Consider the following 18,326-nt stretch of genomic DNA (forward strand, 5'->3'; position numbering starts at 1 on the left):
CTGACTGGAGCCCGCCATGAGCCACCCCTTCGCCACCCTCACCCCCGACCTGGTCCTCGACGCCGTGGAGAGCCTCGGCTACCTCAGCGACGCCCGGGTGCTGGCGCTGAACAGCTACGAGAACCGCGTCTACCAGGTGGGCATCGAGGACGACCAGCCGCTGATCGCCAAGTTCTACCGCCCGGACCGCTGGAGCGATGCGGCGATCCGCGAGGAGCACGCCTTCAGCCATGAGCTGGCCGGATGCGAGGTGCCGGTGGTGGCGCCCCTGCAGCGCGACGGCGAAAGCCTATTCGAACACGCCGGCTTCCGCTTTGCCCTGTTCCCCCGGCGCGGCGGCCGCGCCCCGGAGCCGGGCAACCTGGACCAGCTTTACAGCCTCGGCCAACTGCTCGGCCGCCTGCACGCGGTGGGTGCCAGCCGCCCGTTCGAGCACCGCGAGACACTCACGGTGGCGGGTTTCGGCCATGCCTCCCTCGATACCCTGCTGGCAGGCGGCTTCGTGCCGCGCAGCCTGCTGCCGGCCTACGAATCGGTGGCGCGCGACCTGCTCAAGCGCCTGGACGAACTGTTCGCCCGCGTGCGCTACACGCCGATTCGTCTGCACGGCGACTGCCACCCCGGCAACCTGCTGCACCGCGACGACGCCTTCCATGTCGTCGACCTCGACGACTGCCGCATGGGCCCGGCCGTGCAGGACCTGTGGATGATGCTCGCCGGCGACCGCCAGGAGCGCCTGGGCCAGCTGTCCGAACTGGTCGACGGCTACAACGAGTTCCACGACTTCGAGGCCCGCGAGCTGCCGCTGATCGAGGGCCTGCGTGCCCTGCGCCTGATGCACCACAGCGCCTGGATCGCCCGGCGCTGGGACGACCCGGCCTTCCCCCTGGCGTTTCCCTGGTTCGCCAACGAGCGCTACTGGGGCGACCAGATCCTGGCGCTGCGCGAGCAGCTGGCGGCGCTGGACGAGGAACCGTTGCGCCTGTTCTGAAACACCTGACAAGGATCTGTCCATGCGTCTTGTACTGCTCCCCCTGTGTCTGCTGCCGAGCCTGCTGCAGGCCGCCAGTTTCGACTGCAGCCGCGCCGAACACCCCGTCGAGCTGGCCATCTGCGGCAACGCCGCGCTGTCCGAACTCGATGAGCGTCTGGCTGCGACCTTCCAGCGCGCACGCAGCTTCAGCGCCGAGGGCGACGACAGCCTGCTGCATGAGCAGCGCGACTGGTTGCGCCAGACGCGCCAGGCCTGCGCCGCCCAAGACGCCACCGAACGCTGCACCGAGCAGCGCTACGGCGGGCGCCTGGACGACCTGGCGAGCCTGCCCTACCCGCTGACCACAGCCCCCACTGCCGAGCCCCTGCGCCTCGACCGGGCCTCGCTGCGCTATGACTTTCTCCTCACGCTGGACGAGCCCTGCCGCGAGCAGACCTGCGAGGGCAGCGGCAGTCTCACGGTTCTGCACAAGGCAGCAGGCAAGCCATTGCAGATCATCGGCCTGCCGGGCGTGTTTCTCTCGCGCAGCGACAGCGGCGAACCGTTGGTGAACTCGGCGCAGCTGTACGAGTACCAGGGCGTGATCAACGTCGGCGACTTCAATTTCGACGGCGCCGAGGACTTTGCAGTACAGAACGGCAACCGCGGCTCCTACGGCGGGCCCAGCTACGACGTGTTTGTCTACGATCAGCACCAGCAGGCCTTCCGCTACGCACGCGCCATGAGCGAAATGATCGCCTCCACCCTCGGTTTCTTCAGCGTCGACACGTCGGCACAGCGGCTGGAAACCTTCGCCAAGAGCGGCTGCTGCTGGCACCGCACCAGCCGCTATCGGGTGGAGGGTAATGTGCCACGGGAAGTCTGGCGCATGACCGAAGACGCGACCATCGAAGCCGGCGAGGGCGGCATGCAGGTGGACATCGAGGAGTGGCGCGAGGGCGCCTGGCAGATACTGAGCAGCAAGCAGGTACCCGTTCCGCAGTAGGCGTAAAGCTCGCGTTACGCCGGGTTGCTTCGCCGTGCCTGTGGAGAAAGCTGATCACCCAGACAACCCCTGGCCACCCGCACTAGAATCAGCGGTCTTTAGTTAGCCACCTATTCATCAAGGACCCGCATGCCTTCCGCCAACCCCAGCCGCGGCTACGCCCTCGGCATCGCCGCCTATCTGATCTGGGGCCTGTTCCCGCTGTACTTCAAGGCCATCCAGGCCGTGCCGGCACTGGAGATCATCGCCCACCGGGCGATCTGGTCGGCGCTGTTCGGCGCCCTGCTGCTGGCGCTGTGGAAACACCCTGGCTGGTGGCGCGAACTGCGTGACAACCCCAGGCGCCTGGCGGTGCTCACCGCCAGTGGCCTGCTGATCGCCAGCAACTGGCTGGTGTATGTCTGGGCGGTGAACAACGGGCGCATGCTCGAGGCCAGCCTGGGCTACTACATCAACCCGCTGATCAACGTGCTGCTCGGCATGCTGCTGCTAGGCGAGCGCCTGCGCCGCCTGCAATGGGTGGCGGTGGGGCTGGCCACCCTCGGCGTGCTGCAGCAGCTATGGCAGGTCGGCAGCCTGCCCTGGGTGTCGCTGGTGCTGGCGCTGACCTTCGGCTTCTACGGCCTGATCCGCAAGCAGGCACCGGTGGCCGCCCTGCCCGGCCTGGTGGTGGAAACCTGGCTGCTGCTGCCGCTGGCGCTCGGCTGGCTGTGGCTGCACCCGGCCGCGGCCAGTACCCAGGCCGGCTTCTGGAGCAGCAGCGAGGCGCTCTGGCTGATCGCCGCCGGCCCCATCACCCTGGTGCCGCTGCTGTGCTTCAACGCCGCGGCGCGCCACCTGCCCTACACCACCCTGGGCTTCCTGCAGTACCTGGCGCCGACTCTGGTGCTGCTGCAGGCGGTGCTGCTGTTCGGCGAGACGCTGGAGTCCAGCAAGCTGCTGTCCTTCGTGTGCATCTGGGCGGCGCTGTTCATCTACAGCCTGGATATCTGGATGGGCCTGCGCCGCCGCGGACAGGTCGCCTAGAAAACGACCAGCCCGGGCGAAGTCACGCCGGCCGGGGGCTGGCGTGGTTGCTCCCGAGCTTTTCCACAGGACCATCCCCAGGCTCTGTGCACAAACCCGGCGCGCCTGTGCGATTCCTGAGCGAACCGCTGCAGCCCACGCCAGGCATGGGCTGCAGCAAGGAGTCCGCAGACTGTCCACAGCTCTTTCCCCGATTCCCGGGGATAAGCTTCCCAGCCTGCGACCCGACCTTATCCACCGCGACGCGCCGGCCGGCCGGCTGATCAGGAAACACCCAGATGGCGCAACGCCGCGCCCCGCCTGGCGCACAGCGATAAGTCCGCCGGCTATCCACAGCTTCATCCCCAGCCTTTGTGCACAAGCGCTTGATATTGCTGGTTTTCTGAGCGATTCGCGGAAGCCCGCGGCAGCCCTGGCGCGCAGCGGCCATCCCCCAGCCTGCCCACAACTTCATCCACAGCTTCCGGGGATATCCACCGGCAGGCGACACTGGTTGAAAATCGTGCAGCAGGCCGCAGGCCCCGTCATACGTGGGGCGAACGGACTTATCCCCACGCCGCCCACAGAGCCATCCCCGCTATTTGTGCACAAGCCCCTGAAGCTGCGGATTTTTTAACCAGGCATGAAAAAGCCCCGGGGCACTAGGCAGTGCGCCGGGGCTCCCCAGACTATCCACAGCTTCACCCACGCATTCTGGGGATCACTCGTCGCTGCGCAGGTTCAGCTCCACCATCAGGTCGTCGGCAAGGGTCTCCAGCTTGTCCTGCAGCTGGTCCAGCGACAGGTCCAGCGGCACGGCCAGCAGCGCCGTGGCATGGAACAGCGGCTCGCTGCTCATCGGCGCCGGCGCCACCTCGGTGGTCAGGCTCTCCAGGTTGACGCCGTGCTCGGCGAGCAGGCGGGTGATGTCGCGGACGATACCGGGGCGATCGTTACCCACCAGGTCGAGGTGGATCGGCTTCCAGGTGCAGACCGGCTCGATGCCGCTCTCCGCCACCAGCACGCGGATGCCCTGGCTGTTGAGGGCCTGCAGGCCTTCGACCAGCTCGTCGTAACCCTCGGCGGGCACCGCCACCTTGAGGATGCCGGCGAACTGTCCGGCCATGCGCGACATGCGGCTCTCCAGCCAGTTGCCGCCATGCGCGGCGATGCACTGGGCGATACGTTCGACCAGGCCAGGCTGGTCGGGGGCGATGACGGTGAGTACCAGATGATCCACGAGCAACTCCTTGTTCAGGGTCTGAGGCCGAGCCAGTAGGTATAAAACACCTCATCGCGCACATAGCCAAGCTTTTCGTAGAGCGCCTGGCCGGCGACATTGTCCTTCGCCGTCTCCAGCTGCAGGCCGCAGGCGCCGCTGGCCTCGGCATGGCCACGGGCGGCGTTCATCAGCTGCTCGGCCAGGCCCTGGCGACGTCCAGTCGGGCTGACATAGAGGTCGCTGAGGAGGAAAGCCGGCGCCATGTGCAGCGAGGCGAAAAAGGGATACAGCTGGACGAAGTCCAGCGCCTGACCGGCCTGGTCGCGGGCGATGAACAGCACCGAGTCGCCGCGCTCAAGGCGTGCGACGAGGAAGGCCGTGACCTCGGGCAGCGGGCGGGGCACCTGGTAGAAGTCCAGATAGCCGGCGAACAGCTCGGCCAGTTCTGGGAGATCGGCGGGTTGGGCACGGCTGATCGGCATACTGCCTCCGGGATCGGCAAAGCACGCAGTATAGGCACAGGCGTGGAGCCCCGTCCGGCAAGGCCCCGGCCGGGCTGCCGGTACGCCGCACGGAGCGACAGGCGAGCACAGTTTGTGACTGATTTTTCCCGACGAGTCATGTAGTATCCGCCGACTCTTACTACATGGCCTTCCGGCCCTGTTCTGCATCAAGTGAGGCAAGCAATGACTGAGCGCGTTCAAGTAGGTGGTCTGCAGGTCGCCAAGGCCCTTTACGACTTCATCAACAACGAAGCCATCCCCGGCACCGGCATCGCTGCCGACAAGTTCTGGGCCGGCGCCGAAGCCGTGATCAACGAGCTGGCTCCGAAGAACCGCGCCCTGCTGGCCAAACGCGACGAACTGCAAGCCCAGATCGACGCCTGGCACCAGGCCCGCAAAGGCCAGGCGCATGACGCCGCCGCGTACAAAGCCTTCCTCCAGGAAATCGGCTACCTGCTGCCGGAACCGGCCGACTTCCAGGCCACCACGCAGAACGTCGACGAGGAAATCGCCCGCCTGGCCGGCCCGCAGCTGGTAGTGCCGGTGATGAACGCGCGCTTCGCCCTGAACGCCTCCAACGCCCGCTGGGGCTCGCTGTACGATGCCCTCTACGGCACCGACGTGATCAGCGAAGAGAACGGCGCCGAGAAGGGCAAGGGCTACAACAAGGTCCGCGGTGACAAGGTAATCGCCTTCGCACGCGCCTTCCTCGACGAAGCCGCCCCGCTGGAAGGCGCGTCCCACGTCGACGCCACCGCCTACGTGGTGAAGAACGGCCAGCTGGCCGTAACCCTGAAGAACGGCAGCGAAGTCGGCCTGAAGAACGCCGCCCAGTTCGTCGCCTTCCAGGGCGATGCCGCCAAGCCGAAGGCCGTGCTGCTCAAGCACAACGGCCTGCACTTCGAAATCCAGATCGACCCGACCAGCCCGATCGGCCAGACCGATGCGGCCGGCGTGAAGGACGTACTGATGGAGTCCGCGCTGACCACCATCATGGACTGCGAAGACTCCGTGGCCGCCGTCGATGCCGACGACAAGGTCGTGGTCTACCGCAACTGGCTGGGCCTGATGAAAGGCGACCTGGCTGAAGAAGTCAGCAAGGGCGGCACCACCTTCACCCGCACCATGAACCCGGACCGCGTCTACACCAAGGCCGACGGTTCCGAGCTGACCCTGCACGGCCGCAGCCTGCTGTTCGTGCGCAACGTCGGCCACCTGATGACCAACCCGGCCATCCTCGACGCCGCCGGCAACGAGATTCCGGAAGGCATCCAGGACGGCCTGTTCACCAGCCTGATTGCCATCCACAACCTGAATGGCAACACCAGCCGCAAGAACAGCCGCACCGGCTCGGTGTACATCGTCAAGCCGAAGATGCACGGCCCGGAAGAAGTCGCCTTCGCTGCCGAGATCTTCTCCCGCGTAGAGGACGTCCTCGGCCTGCCGCGCAACACCCTGAAAGTCGGCATCATGGACGAAGAGCGCCGCACCACCGTCAACCTCAAGGCCTGCATCAAGGCCGCCAGCGAGCGCGTGGTATTCATCAACACCGGCTTCCTCGACCGTACCGGTGACGAAATCCACACCTCCATGGAGGCCGGCGCCATGGTGCGCAAGGCCGCCATGAAGAGCGAGAAGTGGATCGGTGCCTACGAGAACAACAACGTCGACATCGGCCTGGCCACCGGCCTGCAGGGCCGCGCCCAGATCGGCAAGGGCATGTGGGCCATGCCCGACCTGATGGCCGGCATGCTCGAGCAGAAGATCGTCCACCCGATGGCTGGCGCCAACACCGCCTGGGTGCCGTCGCCGACCGCCGCCACCCTGCACGCGATGCACTACCACAAGGTCGACGTGTTCGCCCGCCAGGCCGAGCTGGCCAAGCGCACTCCGGCGTCCATCGACGACATCCTGACCATCCCGCTGGCACCGAACACCAACTGGTCGGCCGAGGAAATCCAGAACGAACTGGACAACAACTCGCAGGGCATCCTCGGCTACGTGGTGCGCTGGATCGACCAGGGCGTCGGCTGCTCCAAGGTGCCGGACATCAACGATGTCGGCCTGATGGAAGACCGCGCCACCCTGCGCATCTCCAGCCAGCTGCTGGCCAACTGGCTGCGCCACGGTATCGTCACCGAAGCGCAGATCGTCGAGAGCCTCAAGCGCATGGCCCCGGTGGTTGACCGCCAGAACGCCAACGACCCGCTGTACCGCCCGCTGGCGCCGAACTTCGACAGCAACATCGCCTTCCAGGCCGCCCTGGAGCTGGTGGTCGAAGGCACCAAGCAGCCGAACGGCTACACCGAGCCGGTCCTGCACCGCCGCCGCCGCGAGTTCAAGGCCGCCAACGGTCTGTAATTCGCCGCAGCAGTGAAAGAACCGCCCTCCGGGGCGGTTTTTTTATGCCAGCAGCACGGGTTCGCAACGCACCTCGCTGTTCACCGAGTTGGCGATGAAGCAGGCGTCATGAGCCGCATGGTGCAGCTGGGCAAACTGCTCGGGGGTCGGGCAGCGCGCTCCGCCCATGCGTACCTCGGGGCGCAGGGTGACCAGGGTCATGGCCAGTTTCCCCTGACCATTGCGGGCCATCACCCCTTCGGCGCGGTCGAGGTAATCGTCCACCAGCCACCCAGCCTTGGCCGCCAGCGCCAGGAACCAGAGCATGTGGCAGCTGGATAACGAGGCGACAAAGGCCTCCTCCGGGTCGACTGCCGCCACCAGCGAGCAGGGCAACGGCACAACGTGCGGCGAGGAAGACGCCGGCACCTCGACACCACCGTCGAACCGCCAGACATGACCGCGACTGTACTGGTTGTCGAGGAAGGACTGAGCGCCCCTGCACCAATGAACCTGTGAGTGGTAAAGCGTCATCGATACCTCCATGAACGGCCCAGACACACTGTGCGGCCCCCAGCTGAGCGAGCCGAGCGCCTGCAATATGGCTAACAGAGTCGACCTGGGCCGGCAGTCTTACCGTAACTCCAGGCCATGCTTGCGATGCAGCGCCTGCACCCAGCCCTCGCGGTACATCTGCCGCAGGCTGTCCTGCAGGCGCCGCAGCTCGCCCGGGTCCATGCGCGGGTGGCAGGCGATGTCCTCCATCAGGGTGAGGAAGGGCAGCACCTCGCGCGGCGCCGGACTGGCCGAGAGCGAGGCAACCACCGCCGAGCTGGTAGCCCACAAGCGCGCGCGGCTGCGCTGCAACATGCTCAGGTTGAGCGACTCCTTGTTCGAGTAGATCACTTCGAGGCCCAGCGTCTGCAGGTATTCGCCGGCGCCGGAGCCCTGGTGGCTGAGGATGCGCAGCCCGCGCGCCTGTTCCAGGCTGCCCAGCTGCAGGTCATCGTCGGCCTTGGCATACAAGCCCAGGCGTGAGACCAGCAGCGGGCCGACCCAGGCGAACAGCGGTTCGCGCTCCTGCTGGCGCTCCACCAGCAGGACGCAGCTGCGCTCCTGCTGCTGCACCTGATGCAAGGCACGCTGCAGGGGCAGGAAGCTCAGACGGTAGGCGAGGCCGGCACGGCGAAACAGCTCGTCGGCCATCTCCGGCACCAGGCCGGCGGCGCCGCCATCCGGGCGCTGCTGCACCAGCGGCGCACGCTCCCAGGCGAACAGCTGCAGCTCGGCGGCGGCCAGCGGCCCGCTGAGCAGGACCAGCAACAGCAGGCTAATCCCACGCACGCAGGGCCTCCTCATAAGGCAGGGTGCGCCCGGCCGGGCGCTCGTTGTCCAGCCGCGGCCAGGGCGCTCCCGGCTGTTCCAGCCAGTGGCGGGCGTCCCGCACCGGGTTAAGGCGCGGCGCGCAGTCATGCTGCTGGCGCTGGCCGACATCCTGAAGATGGCGATCGAAAGTCCGCGCCAGGTTGCCCAGCGCCTCGGCGGCGCTGATCCGCCCGGCCACCGCCGGGTGCAGCTGACGCCACCACAGGCTGGCCATGCCGCTGTAGTCCGGCACATTGGACCCCGTGGGCGTCCAGCGCCGCGCCGCGCGGCTGCGGTAGAACTCGACCAGGCCACCGAGGCGCGGCGCCTCGGCCAGCAGGGCCGGCGAATCCAGATCGGAGCGGCGAATCGGCGTCAGCCCGACCAGGGTCTTGCGCAGCGACACGCTCTTGGCGGTGACGAACTGGGCATACAGCCACGCCGCCTGACGCTGGCGCAGCGGTGTGCTCTTAAGCAGGGTCCAGGCACCGACGTCCTGATAGCCGGACTTCATGCCGTCCTGCCAGTAGGCGCCGCGCGGTGAAGGTGCGACCCGCCACTTGGGCTTGCCGTCGGCATCTACCACGGGGCTGCCCGGCAGGGTGTAGTCGGCGGTAAAGGCGCTGTACCAGAAGATCTGCTGGGCGACGTGGCCCTGGGCGGCCACGTTACCCGCCTGGTTGAAGCTCATCGTCTGCGCCTCGGGCGGGGCGTAACGCTGCAGCCAGTCGATGTACTGCTGCAGTGCATAGATCGCTGCCGGGCTGTCCAAGGCGCCGCCACGGGCAACGCTGGCCCCCGCCGGCCGGCAGGATTCGACGCGGATGCCCCAGTCGTCCACCGGCAGGCCGTTGGGCAGCCCCGGGTCAGCGACCCCGGCCATGCCCAGCCAGGCATCCGACAGGCGCCAGCCGATCGACGGATCGAAGGCGCCGTAGTCCATGTGGCCGTAGACGCGCTGGCCATCGATTTCACCGACCTGCTCGGTGAAGAAGGCGGCGATGTCCTCGTAGGCGCTCCAGTTCTGCGGCACGTCCAGCTCGTAGCCATAACGCTGGCGGAAGGCCTTGCGCAGATCGGGGCGCTCGAACCAGTCGCGGCGGTACCAGTAAAGGTTGACGAACTGCTGGTCGGGCAACTGGTACAGCTTGTTGTCGGGCGCGGTGACGAAGGGCAGGCCGATGAAGTCGGCCAGATCGAGGGTCGGCGAAGTCACCGTGGCGCCTTCGCCGGCCATGAAGTCGGACAGCACCAGCACCTGACCATCGCGAAAGTGCTGGCCGATCAGGTCGCTGTCGCTGACATAGGCGTCATACAGCGGCAGGCCGGTCTCCTGCTGGGTGCGCAGCTTGTTGACCACGTCATCCTCGCCGCTCACCTCATGAATCACGCGGATGCCGGTGAGGCGGCTGAACAGCGGCGCCAGCACGTTGGCCTCGTACCAGTGGGTGGGAATGCGCTCGGAGATGACTCGGACTTGGGTGCCGGCAAACGGCTTACCGGCCTCGGCGAACCAGGCCAGCTCGGCGCGCTGTTCGGCAACGGCCAGGGAACTGGGCTGCAGCTCGGCCATGGCCTCCTGCAGCGGATCGGCAGCGTGCGTGGCCGCGCTCAGCATCAGACCGAGCAATATCGCAGCGCGCATCGGTGACTCCTTATTGTTGTGTCATGAGTCTAGGCGAGCGCACGGACCTACCGCCAGCGGCCCGCGACCTTTGGCTACAGGCGCGAACGACATTTTGCAGCTATAGAAAGTAGAGGGGCGGCCGAAAAGATGTTTGTGGACAAGTAAAAGACCCATGGTCACGGGATGACCGAAGAATAGCCTTTAGCCACTATCCGTCTTTCTGTACAATTCCCGCCCCCACTTGGGTACCTGCCATGCTGAAAAATCTGTCGTTGACACTGAAGTTGTCGCTACTGCCCGCCGTTGCCCTGCTCGGCCTGCTGCTGTTCGTGATCTATACCTCGGTGCAGCTGGCGGCCAACGATGCGCGCCTGGACACCCTGGAGAACAACAGCTTCCCCACGCTGGAGAAGGCCGACGCGGTGAACTTCCAGTTCTCCCGCCTGCCCGGCATGCTCAACAGCGCCGTAGCCGCCGGCGAGCTGGCGACTCTGGATGAGGCACGCAAGGTGCTGGCCGACATTGCCGACCTGCAACAGGCCCTGCAGCCACTGACCCGCGCCAATCAGGCGCGCGCCGGCGAACTGGACGATTGGCGCCAGGCCATCGCCCGCTATGCCGACAATGCGCTGTCCGCCTCCGAGCAACTGATCAAGGGCAGCGCCGGCTTCGACGACCTGCGCCCCAGCCTGGACCGTATGGCCAGCGACCTGGAAGCCGCGCAGAAGCTCGGCTCGACCTTCCGCGCCAACGCCTACGAGGACTTCCAGAGCACCCTCGGCCAGGCACGCACCGACAACGCCACCACCACCCGCACCGGCTACATCCTCAGCGCCGTGCTGGTGACCCTGGTCGGCCTCGGTGCCCTGCTGATCATCCGCGGCATCATGGGCAACGTGCATGGCGTGATCGAGTCGCTGCAGGCCATCGCCCGCGGCGACGGCGACCTGACCCGCCGGGTCAACGTCGACTCGCGCGACGAGACCGGCGAGATGATCCAGCTGTTCAACGGCTTCCTCGACAAGCTGCAGGGCACCATCCGCCAGATCATCGAAGCCGCTGGCCCGCTCGGCGGCATGTCGCAGGAGCTGTACCGACTGACCCAGGAATCGAAAGAGAACTCCCGCTCGCAGCAGGGCCACACCGACTCCATCGGCCGCGACATCCAGACCATGACCAGCAGCATCCAGGAAGTGGCGCAGCGCTCGCAGCAGGCCTCGGAAGGTGCCGGCGCCGCCTCGCGCCAGGCCGACACCGCACGCGCCAGCATCGGCAGCCTGTCGACCAGCATCAGCGACCTGGGCAGCAGCGTGCTCGGCGCCGTGCAGGCCATGCAGCAGCTGGAGGAAGAGACCCAGCAGGTCGGTTCGGTGCTCACGGTGATCCGCAGCATTGCCGAGCAGACCAATCTGCTCGCCCTCAACGCCGCCATCGAGGCCGCCCGCGCCGGTGAGCAGGGCCGCGGCTTCGCCGTGGTCGCCGACGAGGTGCGCAACCTGGCGCAGAAGACCGCCGCCTCCACCGCCGAGATTCAACAGATCATCCAGCGCCTGCAGAACAGCGCCAACGGCGTGCTCAACGTGATGACCGCCAACGGCGACAAGGCCCAGCACAGCATCGAGCGCTCGGTGGAAGCCACCCGCATGCTCGAGTCCATCGCCGTGGCGGTGGGCCAGATCGACCAACTGAACGCCGGTATCGCCCAGCTCACCCAGGAGCAGATCGGTCTTTCCAGTTCCATACAGCAAGACACCCAAGTGTTGCAGCAGGACGCCCAAGCAACCGCCCATGGGGCCGAAGCCACCGCACGCCTCGGCGAGCAGCTGGTCAGCACAGGAGACCACCTGCGCGCGGCGACGGCCCAATTCCGCGTTTAACCTTCTACGGAGCATCACTGCATGACTACAGCCCGCGTTCTCGGTTTGGCCATCTGCCTGGCCAGCACCTCTGCATTCGCGCTGGAACAAGGCGAAGCCCTGATCAATGGTTTCGGCACCGTTGGCGTCACCCACCTGGGTGGCGAAGACGATGGCCGCAGCTATGGCATCTCCGGCCAGACCAACGATTCCTGGCGTGGCGACCAGCTGAGCAAGTTCGGCGCCCAGCTGACCTACGGCGTCACCGACACCGTCGGCCTGACCCTGCAGACCACCGCCAAGGCCTATGGCGACGAGTGGAAGGCCAACCTGGAGTGGGCCTACCTGTCGTGGCAGAGCACCGACAACCTGATGATGCGCTTCGGCCGCCTGCGCACCCCGGTGTACATGTACTCCGAAAGCATCGACGTGGGCTTCAGCTACCCCTGGCTGCGCCTGCCGGACGAGGTCTACAGCCAGGTCCAGCTGTCCAACTACGAAGGTGCGGACATCGTCTACAACCTGCCGCTGTCCTTCGCCACCCTGTCCTTCCAGCTGGCCGGTGGTATCGCCAAGAACCGCGACTACTACATCTATGACGAAGAGTTCGACATCGACTACGACAACGTCTTCGGTTCCAGCGTAAGCCTGGCCACCAACGACTTCGGCACCTTCCGTGTCGGCTACGTCGAGGCGGACATCGACACCGAGATCGCCGGCAGCTTCACCGACATCTTCGGCAACCCGGGCACCGCCACCCTGCTGTCGCTGGATAAGGACAAGGGCAAGTTCACCTCGATCGGCTACCAGTACGACAACGGTACCTGGCTGACCGCCAACGAGTGGACCAGCCGCGTGATCGAGAACGACGGCAGCAACAGCACCGACTCCTTCTACCTGATGGGCGGCCGCCGCTTCGGCGACTTCCTGGCCCACGTCACCTACGCCCAACTGGACGAGGATGAAGGTCGCCAGAGCTCCTGGACCCTCGGCCTGAACTACAACATCCTGCCGACCGTAGTGCTCAAGGGCGAGTACAAGCGTGTCGACACCACCGGCGGTTACGACGGCGTGTTCGTGCGCAACGCTCAAGAGCTGTACGACAACACCGTGTACGACCGCACCAATGGCCTGGCCGGCGTTCCGGCTCGCAACTACGACGGCGACATCATCAGCGCCGGCGTCGACTTCGTATTCTGAGGAGCATGCATATGAAGCAGTCTCTCCGCATTCTCCTCGCCGCCGCGAGCATCGGCGCCGCCGCCCTGGCACAGGCCGAGGTCGCCGTGATCGTCAACGCCGGTGCCTCCGCCGCGCCTTCGCAGGCCGACGTCGCTAACATCTTCCTGGGCAAGAACAAGTCGCTGAAAGGCGTCGACCAGAAGGACTGGAACCCGACCAAGGAGAAGTTCTACGCCGCGGTCACCAGCAAGAACGAAGCGCAGCTGAAGTCCTACTGGTCCGGCCTGGTGTTCACCGGCAAGGGTCAGCCGCTGCCGAGCGTGGCCGGTGATGCCGAGGTCGTGGCCAAGGTCGCCGCCGAAGCCGATGCCATCGGCTATGTGGACAAGGCCGCCGTGACCGACCAGGTCAAGGTGCTGTTCACCCTGCCCTGATTCCGGGGTAGCGCTATGAACAAGGCCGGCGGGGCGACCCACCGGCCTTTTTTCATGCCTGCCGCATCTCCGCCACCAGCCGCACCAGCAACTCCGCCGCCGGCAGCTCACGTGCCAGCGGCGCACCCTGGCCGGCCCACTGGGCGGCGAAGTCGTGGCAACCCTGTGCACTGGCCGCCGCCTGCAGGGCCTTGGCCGCGTCATAGCAGATCGGATAATCCGGCAGCTGCGCGCCCAGGTCGCCGTACAGCCGATTGGGCAGGCCGCGCGCCGGGCGCCCGGAAAGATTCGCCGTGATCGCGGTATGCGCCGCCTTCTCGCCCTTCAACGCCTCGCGGTAGGCGGCGTTGGCGGCCGACTCGGGACACAGCACGAAGGCCGTGCCCAGCTGCACGCCAGCGGCGCCCAGGGCCAGGGCCGCGCGGATGCCGGCACCGTCCATGATGCCGCCGGCGGCAATGATCGGCAGACGCGACTGCTGCGCCAGCAGGCGCACCAGCGCCAGGGTGCCAAGCGCCGCATCGCCCTCTTCCGGCACGAACACCCCGCGGTGGCCACCGGCCTCGATGCCCTGGGCCACCAGCGCGTCCACGCCGGCGGCCTCGGCCATCCGCGCCTCGGCCGGCGTCGTCACGCAGGCCAGGGTGCGGATGGCGGCCTGGTGCAGGCGCTCGATCCATTCAGCCGGCGGCAGGCCGAAGTGAAAGCTGACCACCGCCGGGCGCAGCGCCAGCAACGTCTCCAGCATGGCCGGATCGGCCAGGAAGCTCGGGTAGATCTCGCGCAGCGCCGCCGGCGGTGCGGCGCCGAACTCGGCAAATAGTGGACGCAGGCGCTCCAGCCAGGCCTGCTCGCGCGCCGCATCGGCGCGGGCCGGTGCATGGCAGAACAGGTTGAGGTTGAACGGGCGGGCCGTCAGCGCGCGGGTCTGCGCGACCAGCTCACGGGCCTGCGCCGGCGTACTCGCGCCCAGACCCAGCGAACCCAGGCCGCCGCCCTCGGACACGGCGGCAGCCAGCGCCGGCGTGGAGACCCCGACCATCGGCGCCTGGATGATGGGATGGTGGATACCGAGCAGTGCACACAGGGACGACATGAACAGCCTCCGCGGGATTGACCTATCAATCTCGATTAAAGATTATTTATAAAACATTATTCTTATTTTGAGATTTATAGAAGCCCATGGATCTCACCAGCCTCGCCCTCTTCCGCGCCGTGGCCCTCGAGCAGAGCGTGACCCGCGCCGCACAGAGCCTGCAGCGCGCCCAGTCGAACGTCACTACGCGCATCCAGCAGCTGGAGGAAGAGCTCGGCGCCAGCCTGTTCCTCCGCGAAGGCAAGCGTATGCGGCTGACCGAGCAGGGCCAGGCCTTTCTCGCCTACGCCGAGCAACTGCTGGCACTGGCCGACGAGGCGCGCCAGGCGCTGCACCCCGCACAGCCGAGCGGGCGCCTGCGCCTGGGCAGCATGGAAAGTACTGCGGCGGCGCGCCTGCCGGAGCCGCTGGCGCGCTTCCATCGCAGCTATCCGCAGGTCAGCCTGGAAGTCAGCACCGGGCCCAGCCAGGCCCTGCTCGAAGGCGTGCTGGCACGGCGCCTGGACTGCGCGCTGATCGCCCTGCCGCAGCACCTGGCACAGGGTCGCTGGCAGGGCGAGGCGCTGGATCAGGGCCTGGAGGGCGAGGCGCTGTTTCGTGAGGAACTGCTCTTGCTCCTGCCGGCCGACCATCCGCCGGTACAGGAGCCGGCGGACGTTCGACTGCGCACCCTGGCCGGCTTCGCCCAGGGCTGCAGCTACCGGCAGATCGGCGAGCGCTGGCTGAGCCAGAGCGGTGCGCCACTGCGGGTACAGGAAGTCGGCTCGTACCACGCGATTCTCGCCTGCGTGGCCGCCGGCACATGCGCTGGCGTGGTGCCGCGTGCGCTGCTGGAGCTGCAGCGCACGCCGCCAGCAGTGCGCCGGGTGCCGCTGCTTGAGGTGGATACGCTGCTGGTCTGGCGCCGCGGCTACGCGGCACCGGCCTTCCGCGCCTGGCGCGAGCAGCTAGGCTCTGCGACCTAGGTCCAATAGCCGCCGCACGCGGGCGGCGCGACCATCGGTGTAAACCACGCCCCCGGGAGCGTCGCATGTCGTCCAGCGTTGCCGGCAAGACGGCCGTTCTGCAGAACATCCACGGCACCATGGAGTTCCTGCGCAAGTACCCGCCGTTCAACCAGATGGACAGCGCCCAGCTGGCCTACCTGGTAGAGCATTGCCAGCTGCGTTTCTATGCCGCCGGCGAGAGCATCATCAAGCCCGGCGACGGCCCGGTGCAGCACTTCTATATCGTCAAGCAGGGGCTGGTGGTCGGCGAGCGCCCGCACTCGGCGCGGCGCGGCAGCGAGACCACCTTCGAGATCGCCAGCGGCGAGTGCTTCCCGCTGGCCGCCCTGCTCGGCGAACGCGCCACCCGCACCGAACACCTGGCCGGCGAGGACACCTTCTGCCTGCTGCTGGGCAAGGACGCCTTCGTCCGCCTGTTCGCCCAGTCCGCGCCTTTCCGTGACTTCGCCCTGCGCGGCGTGTCCAGCCTGCTCGACCAGGTCAACCAGCAGGTCCAGCTGCGCGCCGCCGAGAACCTCGGTGCGCAGTACTCGCTGGACACCACCCTGCGCGAGCTGGCCCTGCAGCAGCCGGTGGCCTGCAGCGCCGCCACGCCGCTGCGCGATGCCGTGCGGCGCATGCACGAACAGCATGTCGGCAGCATCGTGATCGTCGACGAGGGCGAGCGCCCCGCCGGCATCTTCACCCTGCGCGACCTGCGCCGGGTGGTGGCCGCCGGTGAATCGCTGGAGCAGCCGATCAGCGCACTGATGACCCAGCGCCCGTTCCACCTGCCACCGGAGGCCAGCGCCTTCGATGCGGCCCTGGCGATGACCGAGCGGCATATCGCCCACGTCTGCCTGGTGGAGCACGAGCGCCTGGTCGGCGTGGTGTCCGAGCGCGACCTATTTTCCCTGCAGCGGGTCGACCTGGTGCACCTGGCCCGCACCATCCGCCACGCCGGCCGCATCGAGACGCTGGTAGCGCTGCGCAGCGACATCCGCCTGCTGGTCGAGCGCATGCTGGCGCATGGTGCCAGCTCCACGCAGATCACCCAGCTGGTCACCCTGCTCAACGACCATACCGTGTGCCGGGTGATCGAACTGGTGCTGGAGGAGCTGGGTGATCCCGGCGTGCCCTTCAGCTGGCTGTGCTTCGGCAGCGAAGGGCGGCGCGAGCAGACGCTGCACACCGACCAGGACAACGGCATCCTGTTCGAGGCCGACAGTCCCGAGCAGGCCGAGCACATGCGCCAGCGCCTGCTGCCGGTTGCCCGGCGCATCAACCAGCGCCTCGCCGAGTGCGGCTTCGCCCTCTGTCGCGGCAACATCATGGCCGGCAACCCCGAGCTGTGCCTGTCGCGCCGCGAGTGGGCGCAGCGCTTCGCCGCCTTCGTCCGCGAGGCCACCCCGGAGAGCCTGCTGGCGTCGAGCATCTACTTCGACCTGCGGGTGGTCTGGGGCGACGAGCAGGGCTGTGCGCAGCTGCGCCGCCAGCTGCTCGCCGACGTGGCCGACAACAGCCTGTTCCAGCGCCTGCTGGCGGCCAACGCCCTGCGCCACCGCCCGCCGCTGGGGCGCTTCCGCGACTTCGTGGTGGCGCGCAAGGGCGCCGAGAAAGACACCTTCGACCTCAAGGAGGAAGGCCTCACGCCGTTCGTCGATGGCGCCCGCCTGCTGGCCCTGGCCCATGGCGTGGAGGACAGCAGCACCCTGCGCCGCTTCGCCGAACTGGTGCGCCTGGAGGTGATCGACGCCCAGGACGGCGCCGCCTACGAGGAGGCCTACCACTTCATCCAGCAGGCCCGCCTGCAACTGCACCAGCAGCAGGCGGCCCAGGATCTGCCGCTGTCCAACCGCCTCGACCCGGACAGCCTCAACCACCTGGACCGGCGCATCCTGCGCGAGTCCTTCCGTCAGGCCCAGCGCCTGCAAGCCAGCCTGGCGCTGCGCTACCAGCTATGAAGAAGATGCTCGACTGGCTGCGCAGCAGCCCCGCCATCGATCCACGCAGCCTGCGCCTGCCGGCCTCGGCAGCGCTGGACGAGCGCCCGCTGAGCGCGCAGCGCATGGTGGTGGTCGACCTGGAAACCAGCGGCCTCAACCTGCAGCGCGATCAGTTGCTGGCGATCGGCGCGGTGGTGATCGAGGACGGAGCCATCGACCTGTCCCAGCAGTTCGAGTGCACCCTGTGCCAGCCCGGCCACCGCGCCGGCGCCAGCACCCTGATCCACGGCATCGCACCCAGCGCGGTGGCCGCCGGCCGCGATCCCGCCGAGGCCCTGCTGGCCTTCATGGAGTTCGTCGACGACAGCCCGCTGCTGGCCTTCCACGCACCGTTCGACCAGCACATGCTCGAACGCGCCCTGCGCGAGACACTCGGCTACCGCCTGCGCCATCCCTTCCTCGACGTCGCCGTGCTGGCCCCGCTGCTGTGCCCGGACGCCCCGCCCTACAAGGGCCTGGACGAGTGGCTGGGGCACTTCCGGCTGCAGGCCAGCGAGCGTCACCACGCCAGCGCCGATGCCCTGGCCACGGCCGAGCTGGCGCTGATCCTGTTCAGCAAGGCGCGCCGCCAGGGCCTGGACAGCCTGGCCGAACTGCAGCGCCGGGCGCAGAGCTGGAAACGCCGGCAACTGGCGCATTCGCTCTGATCCACCGATAGAGCGGATCAATATCATTTGTAAAATACTCTCGATTCAAACAGCCCGCGCGCTCCACTAGAATGTACG

General features: G+C 67.3%; 16 protein-coding genes. 10 read left to right on the top strand and 6 right to left on the bottom strand.

Annotated features, from left to right (window positions below):
- Positions 1–16: 16 nt before the first annotated feature.
- From PA6_RS00540 to rarD, 3 genes are all read left to right on the top strand, one after another.
- Complete coding sequence (locus PA6_RS00540) at positions 17–991, top strand: serine/threonine protein kinase (RefSeq protein ID WP_021698898.1); 975 nt, start codon at positions 17–19, stop codon at positions 989–991.
- Between the two features lie 22 nt (positions 992–1,013).
- Positions 1,014–1,979, top strand: coding sequence for a lysozyme inhibitor LprI family protein (locus PA6_RS00545; RefSeq protein WP_021698899.1), 966 nt, complete (start codon positions 1,014–1,016; stop codon positions 1,977–1,979).
- 129 nt (positions 1,980–2,108) lie between these two features.
- On the top strand, positions 2,109–3,005 hold the full coding sequence (gene rarD / locus PA6_RS00550; RefSeq protein WP_021698900.1) for an EamA family transporter RarD: 897 nt from the start codon (positions 2,109–2,111) through the stop codon (positions 3,003–3,005).
- Between the two features lie 700 nt (positions 3,006–3,705).
- On the opposite strand, the gene PA6_RS00555 is transcribed toward rarD, so the two are convergent.
- Positions 3,706–4,224 carry a glycine cleavage system protein R gene (locus PA6_RS00555; protein WP_021698901.1) on the bottom strand — a complete coding sequence of 173 codons (519 nt, stop codon included), beginning with the start codon at positions 4,222–4,224 and terminating at the stop codon, positions 3,706–3,708.
- 14 nt (positions 4,225–4,238) lie between these two features.
- Positions 4,239–4,688: a GNAT family N-acetyltransferase gene (locus PA6_RS00560; protein WP_021698902.1), complete on the bottom strand. Its 450-nt coding sequence runs from the start codon at positions 4,686–4,688 to the stop codon at positions 4,239–4,241.
- Between the two features lie 204 nt (positions 4,689–4,892).
- On the opposite strand from PA6_RS00560, the gene PA6_RS00565 reads away from it, so the two are divergent.
- A complete protein-coding gene (locus tag PA6_RS00565; RefSeq protein ID WP_021698903.1) occupies positions 4,893–7,070 on the top strand; it encodes a malate synthase G in 2,178 nt (725 codons plus the stop codon).
- A 42-nt stretch (positions 7,071–7,112) separates the two neighbouring features.
- On the opposite strand, the gene PA6_RS00570 is transcribed toward PA6_RS00565, so the two are convergent.
- From PA6_RS00570 to PA6_RS00580, 3 genes are all read right to left on the bottom strand, one after another.
- Entirely contained in the window at positions 7,113–7,583 is a 471-nt protein-coding gene (locus PA6_RS00570) for an OsmC family protein (RefSeq protein WP_021698904.1), read from the bottom strand.
- Positions 7,584–7,682: 99 nt separating this feature from the next.
- Positions 7,683–8,393, bottom strand: coding sequence for a substrate-binding periplasmic protein (locus PA6_RS22355; RefSeq protein ID WP_052520091.1), 711 nt, complete (start codon positions 8,391–8,393; stop codon positions 7,683–7,685).
- On the bottom strand, positions 8,380–10,059 hold the full coding sequence (locus tag PA6_RS00580; RefSeq protein WP_021698906.1) for an ABC transporter substrate-binding protein: 1,680 nt from the start codon (positions 10,057–10,059) through the stop codon (positions 8,380–8,382). Before PA6_RS00580 ends, PA6_RS22355 begins: the two co-directional genes overlap by 14 nt.
- 236 nt (positions 10,060–10,295) lie before the next feature.
- On the opposite strand from PA6_RS00580, the gene PA6_RS24710 reads away from it, so the two are divergent.
- The 3 genes from PA6_RS24710 to PA6_RS00595 are packed head-to-tail and all read left to right on the top strand — an operon-like array spanning position 10,296 to position 13,513.
- On the top strand, positions 10,296–11,918 hold the full coding sequence (locus PA6_RS24710) for a methyl-accepting chemotaxis protein (protein WP_021698907.1): 1,623 nt from the start codon (positions 10,296–10,298) through the stop codon (positions 11,916–11,918).
- Between the two features lie 21 nt (positions 11,919–11,939).
- Complete coding sequence (locus PA6_RS00590; RefSeq protein ID WP_021698908.1) at positions 11,940–13,097, top strand: hypothetical protein; 1,158 nt, start codon at positions 11,940–11,942, stop codon at positions 13,095–13,097.
- 11 nt (positions 13,098–13,108) lie between these two features.
- Entirely contained in the window at positions 13,109–13,513 is a 405-nt protein-coding gene (locus PA6_RS00595; RefSeq protein WP_021698909.1) for a hypothetical protein, read from the top strand.
- Positions 13,514–13,565: 52 nt separating this feature from the next.
- Here the strand turns inward: PA6_RS00595 and PA6_RS00600 are convergent, their stop codons facing one another.
- Entirely contained in the window at positions 13,566–14,609 is a 1,044-nt protein-coding gene (locus tag PA6_RS00600) for an NAD(P)H-dependent flavin oxidoreductase (RefSeq protein WP_021698910.1), read from the bottom strand.
- An 86-nt stretch (positions 14,610–14,695) separates the two neighbouring features.
- Between PA6_RS00600 and PA6_RS00605 the strand changes: the two genes are divergently transcribed.
- The 3 genes from PA6_RS00605 to PA6_RS00615 all read left to right on the top strand — a co-directional run bounded on the left by PA6_RS00605 (position 14,696) and on the right by PA6_RS00615 (position 18,248).
- Complete coding sequence (locus PA6_RS00605) at positions 14,696–15,574, top strand: LysR substrate-binding domain-containing protein (protein ID WP_021698911.1); 879 nt, start codon at positions 14,696–14,698, stop codon at positions 15,572–15,574.
- Positions 15,575–15,639: 65 nt separating this feature from the next.
- Positions 15,640–17,559, top strand: coding sequence for a DUF294 nucleotidyltransferase-like domain-containing protein (locus tag PA6_RS00610; RefSeq protein WP_021698912.1), 1,920 nt, complete (start codon positions 15,640–15,642; stop codon positions 17,557–17,559).
- Complete coding sequence (locus tag PA6_RS00615; RefSeq protein WP_043216089.1) at positions 17,556–18,248, top strand: 3'-5' exonuclease; 693 nt, start codon at positions 17,556–17,558, stop codon at positions 18,246–18,248. Before PA6_RS00610 ends, PA6_RS00615 begins: the two co-directional genes overlap by 4 nt.
- The last annotated feature ends 78 nt before the right edge of the window (positions 18,249–18,326 follow it).

The sequence above is a fragment of the Aquipseudomonas alcaligenes NBRC 14159 genome (genome assembly GCF_000467105.1).
Lineage (GTDB): Bacteria > Pseudomonadota > Gammaproteobacteria > Pseudomonadales > Pseudomonadaceae > Aquipseudomonas > Aquipseudomonas alcaligenes.

Excerpts from the sequence above, each read along its gene's own strand:
- PA6_RS00540 (WP_021698898.1), top strand. The coding sequence starts at position 17 with ATGAGCCACCCCTTCGCCACCCTCACCCCCGACCTGGTCCTCGACGCC.
- PA6_RS00545 (WP_021698899.1), top strand. The coding sequence starts at position 1,014 with ATGCGTCTTGTACTGCTCCCCCTGTGTCTGCTGCCGAGCCTGCTGCAG.
- rarD (WP_021698900.1), top strand. The coding sequence starts at position 2,109 with ATGCCTTCCGCCAACCCCAGCCGCGGCTACGCCCTCGGCATCGCCGCC.
- PA6_RS00560 (WP_021698902.1), bottom strand. The coding sequence starts at position 4,688 with ATGCCGATCAGCCGTGCCCAACCCGCCGATCTCCCAGAACTGGCCGAG.
- PA6_RS00565 (WP_021698903.1), top strand. The coding sequence starts at position 4,893 with ATGACTGAGCGCGTTCAAGTAGGTGGTCTGCAGGTCGCCAAGGCCCTT.
- PA6_RS00570 (WP_021698904.1), bottom strand. The coding sequence starts at position 7,583 with ATGACGCTTTACCACTCACAGGTTCATTGGTGCAGGGGCGCTCAGTCC.
- PA6_RS00580 (WP_021698906.1), bottom strand. The coding sequence starts at position 10,059 with ATGCGCGCTGCGATATTGCTCGGTCTGATGCTGAGCGCGGCCACGCAC.
- PA6_RS24710 (WP_021698907.1), top strand. The coding sequence starts at position 10,296 with ATGCTGAAAAATCTGTCGTTGACACTGAAGTTGTCGCTACTGCCCGCC.
- PA6_RS00590 (WP_021698908.1), top strand. The coding sequence starts at position 11,940 with ATGACTACAGCCCGCGTTCTCGGTTTGGCCATCTGCCTGGCCAGCACC.
- PA6_RS00595 (WP_021698909.1), top strand. The coding sequence starts at position 13,109 with ATGAAGCAGTCTCTCCGCATTCTCCTCGCCGCCGCGAGCATCGGCGCC.
- PA6_RS00600 (WP_021698910.1), bottom strand. The coding sequence starts at position 14,609 with ATGTCGTCCCTGTGTGCACTGCTCGGTATCCACCATCCCATCATCCAG.
- PA6_RS00605 (WP_021698911.1), top strand. The coding sequence starts at position 14,696 with ATGGATCTCACCAGCCTCGCCCTCTTCCGCGCCGTGGCCCTCGAGCAG.
- PA6_RS00610 (WP_021698912.1), top strand. The coding sequence starts at position 15,640 with ATGTCGTCCAGCGTTGCCGGCAAGACGGCCGTTCTGCAGAACATCCAC.
- PA6_RS00615 (WP_043216089.1), top strand. The coding sequence starts at position 17,556 with ATGAAGAAGATGCTCGACTGGCTGCGCAGCAGCCCCGCCATCGATCCA.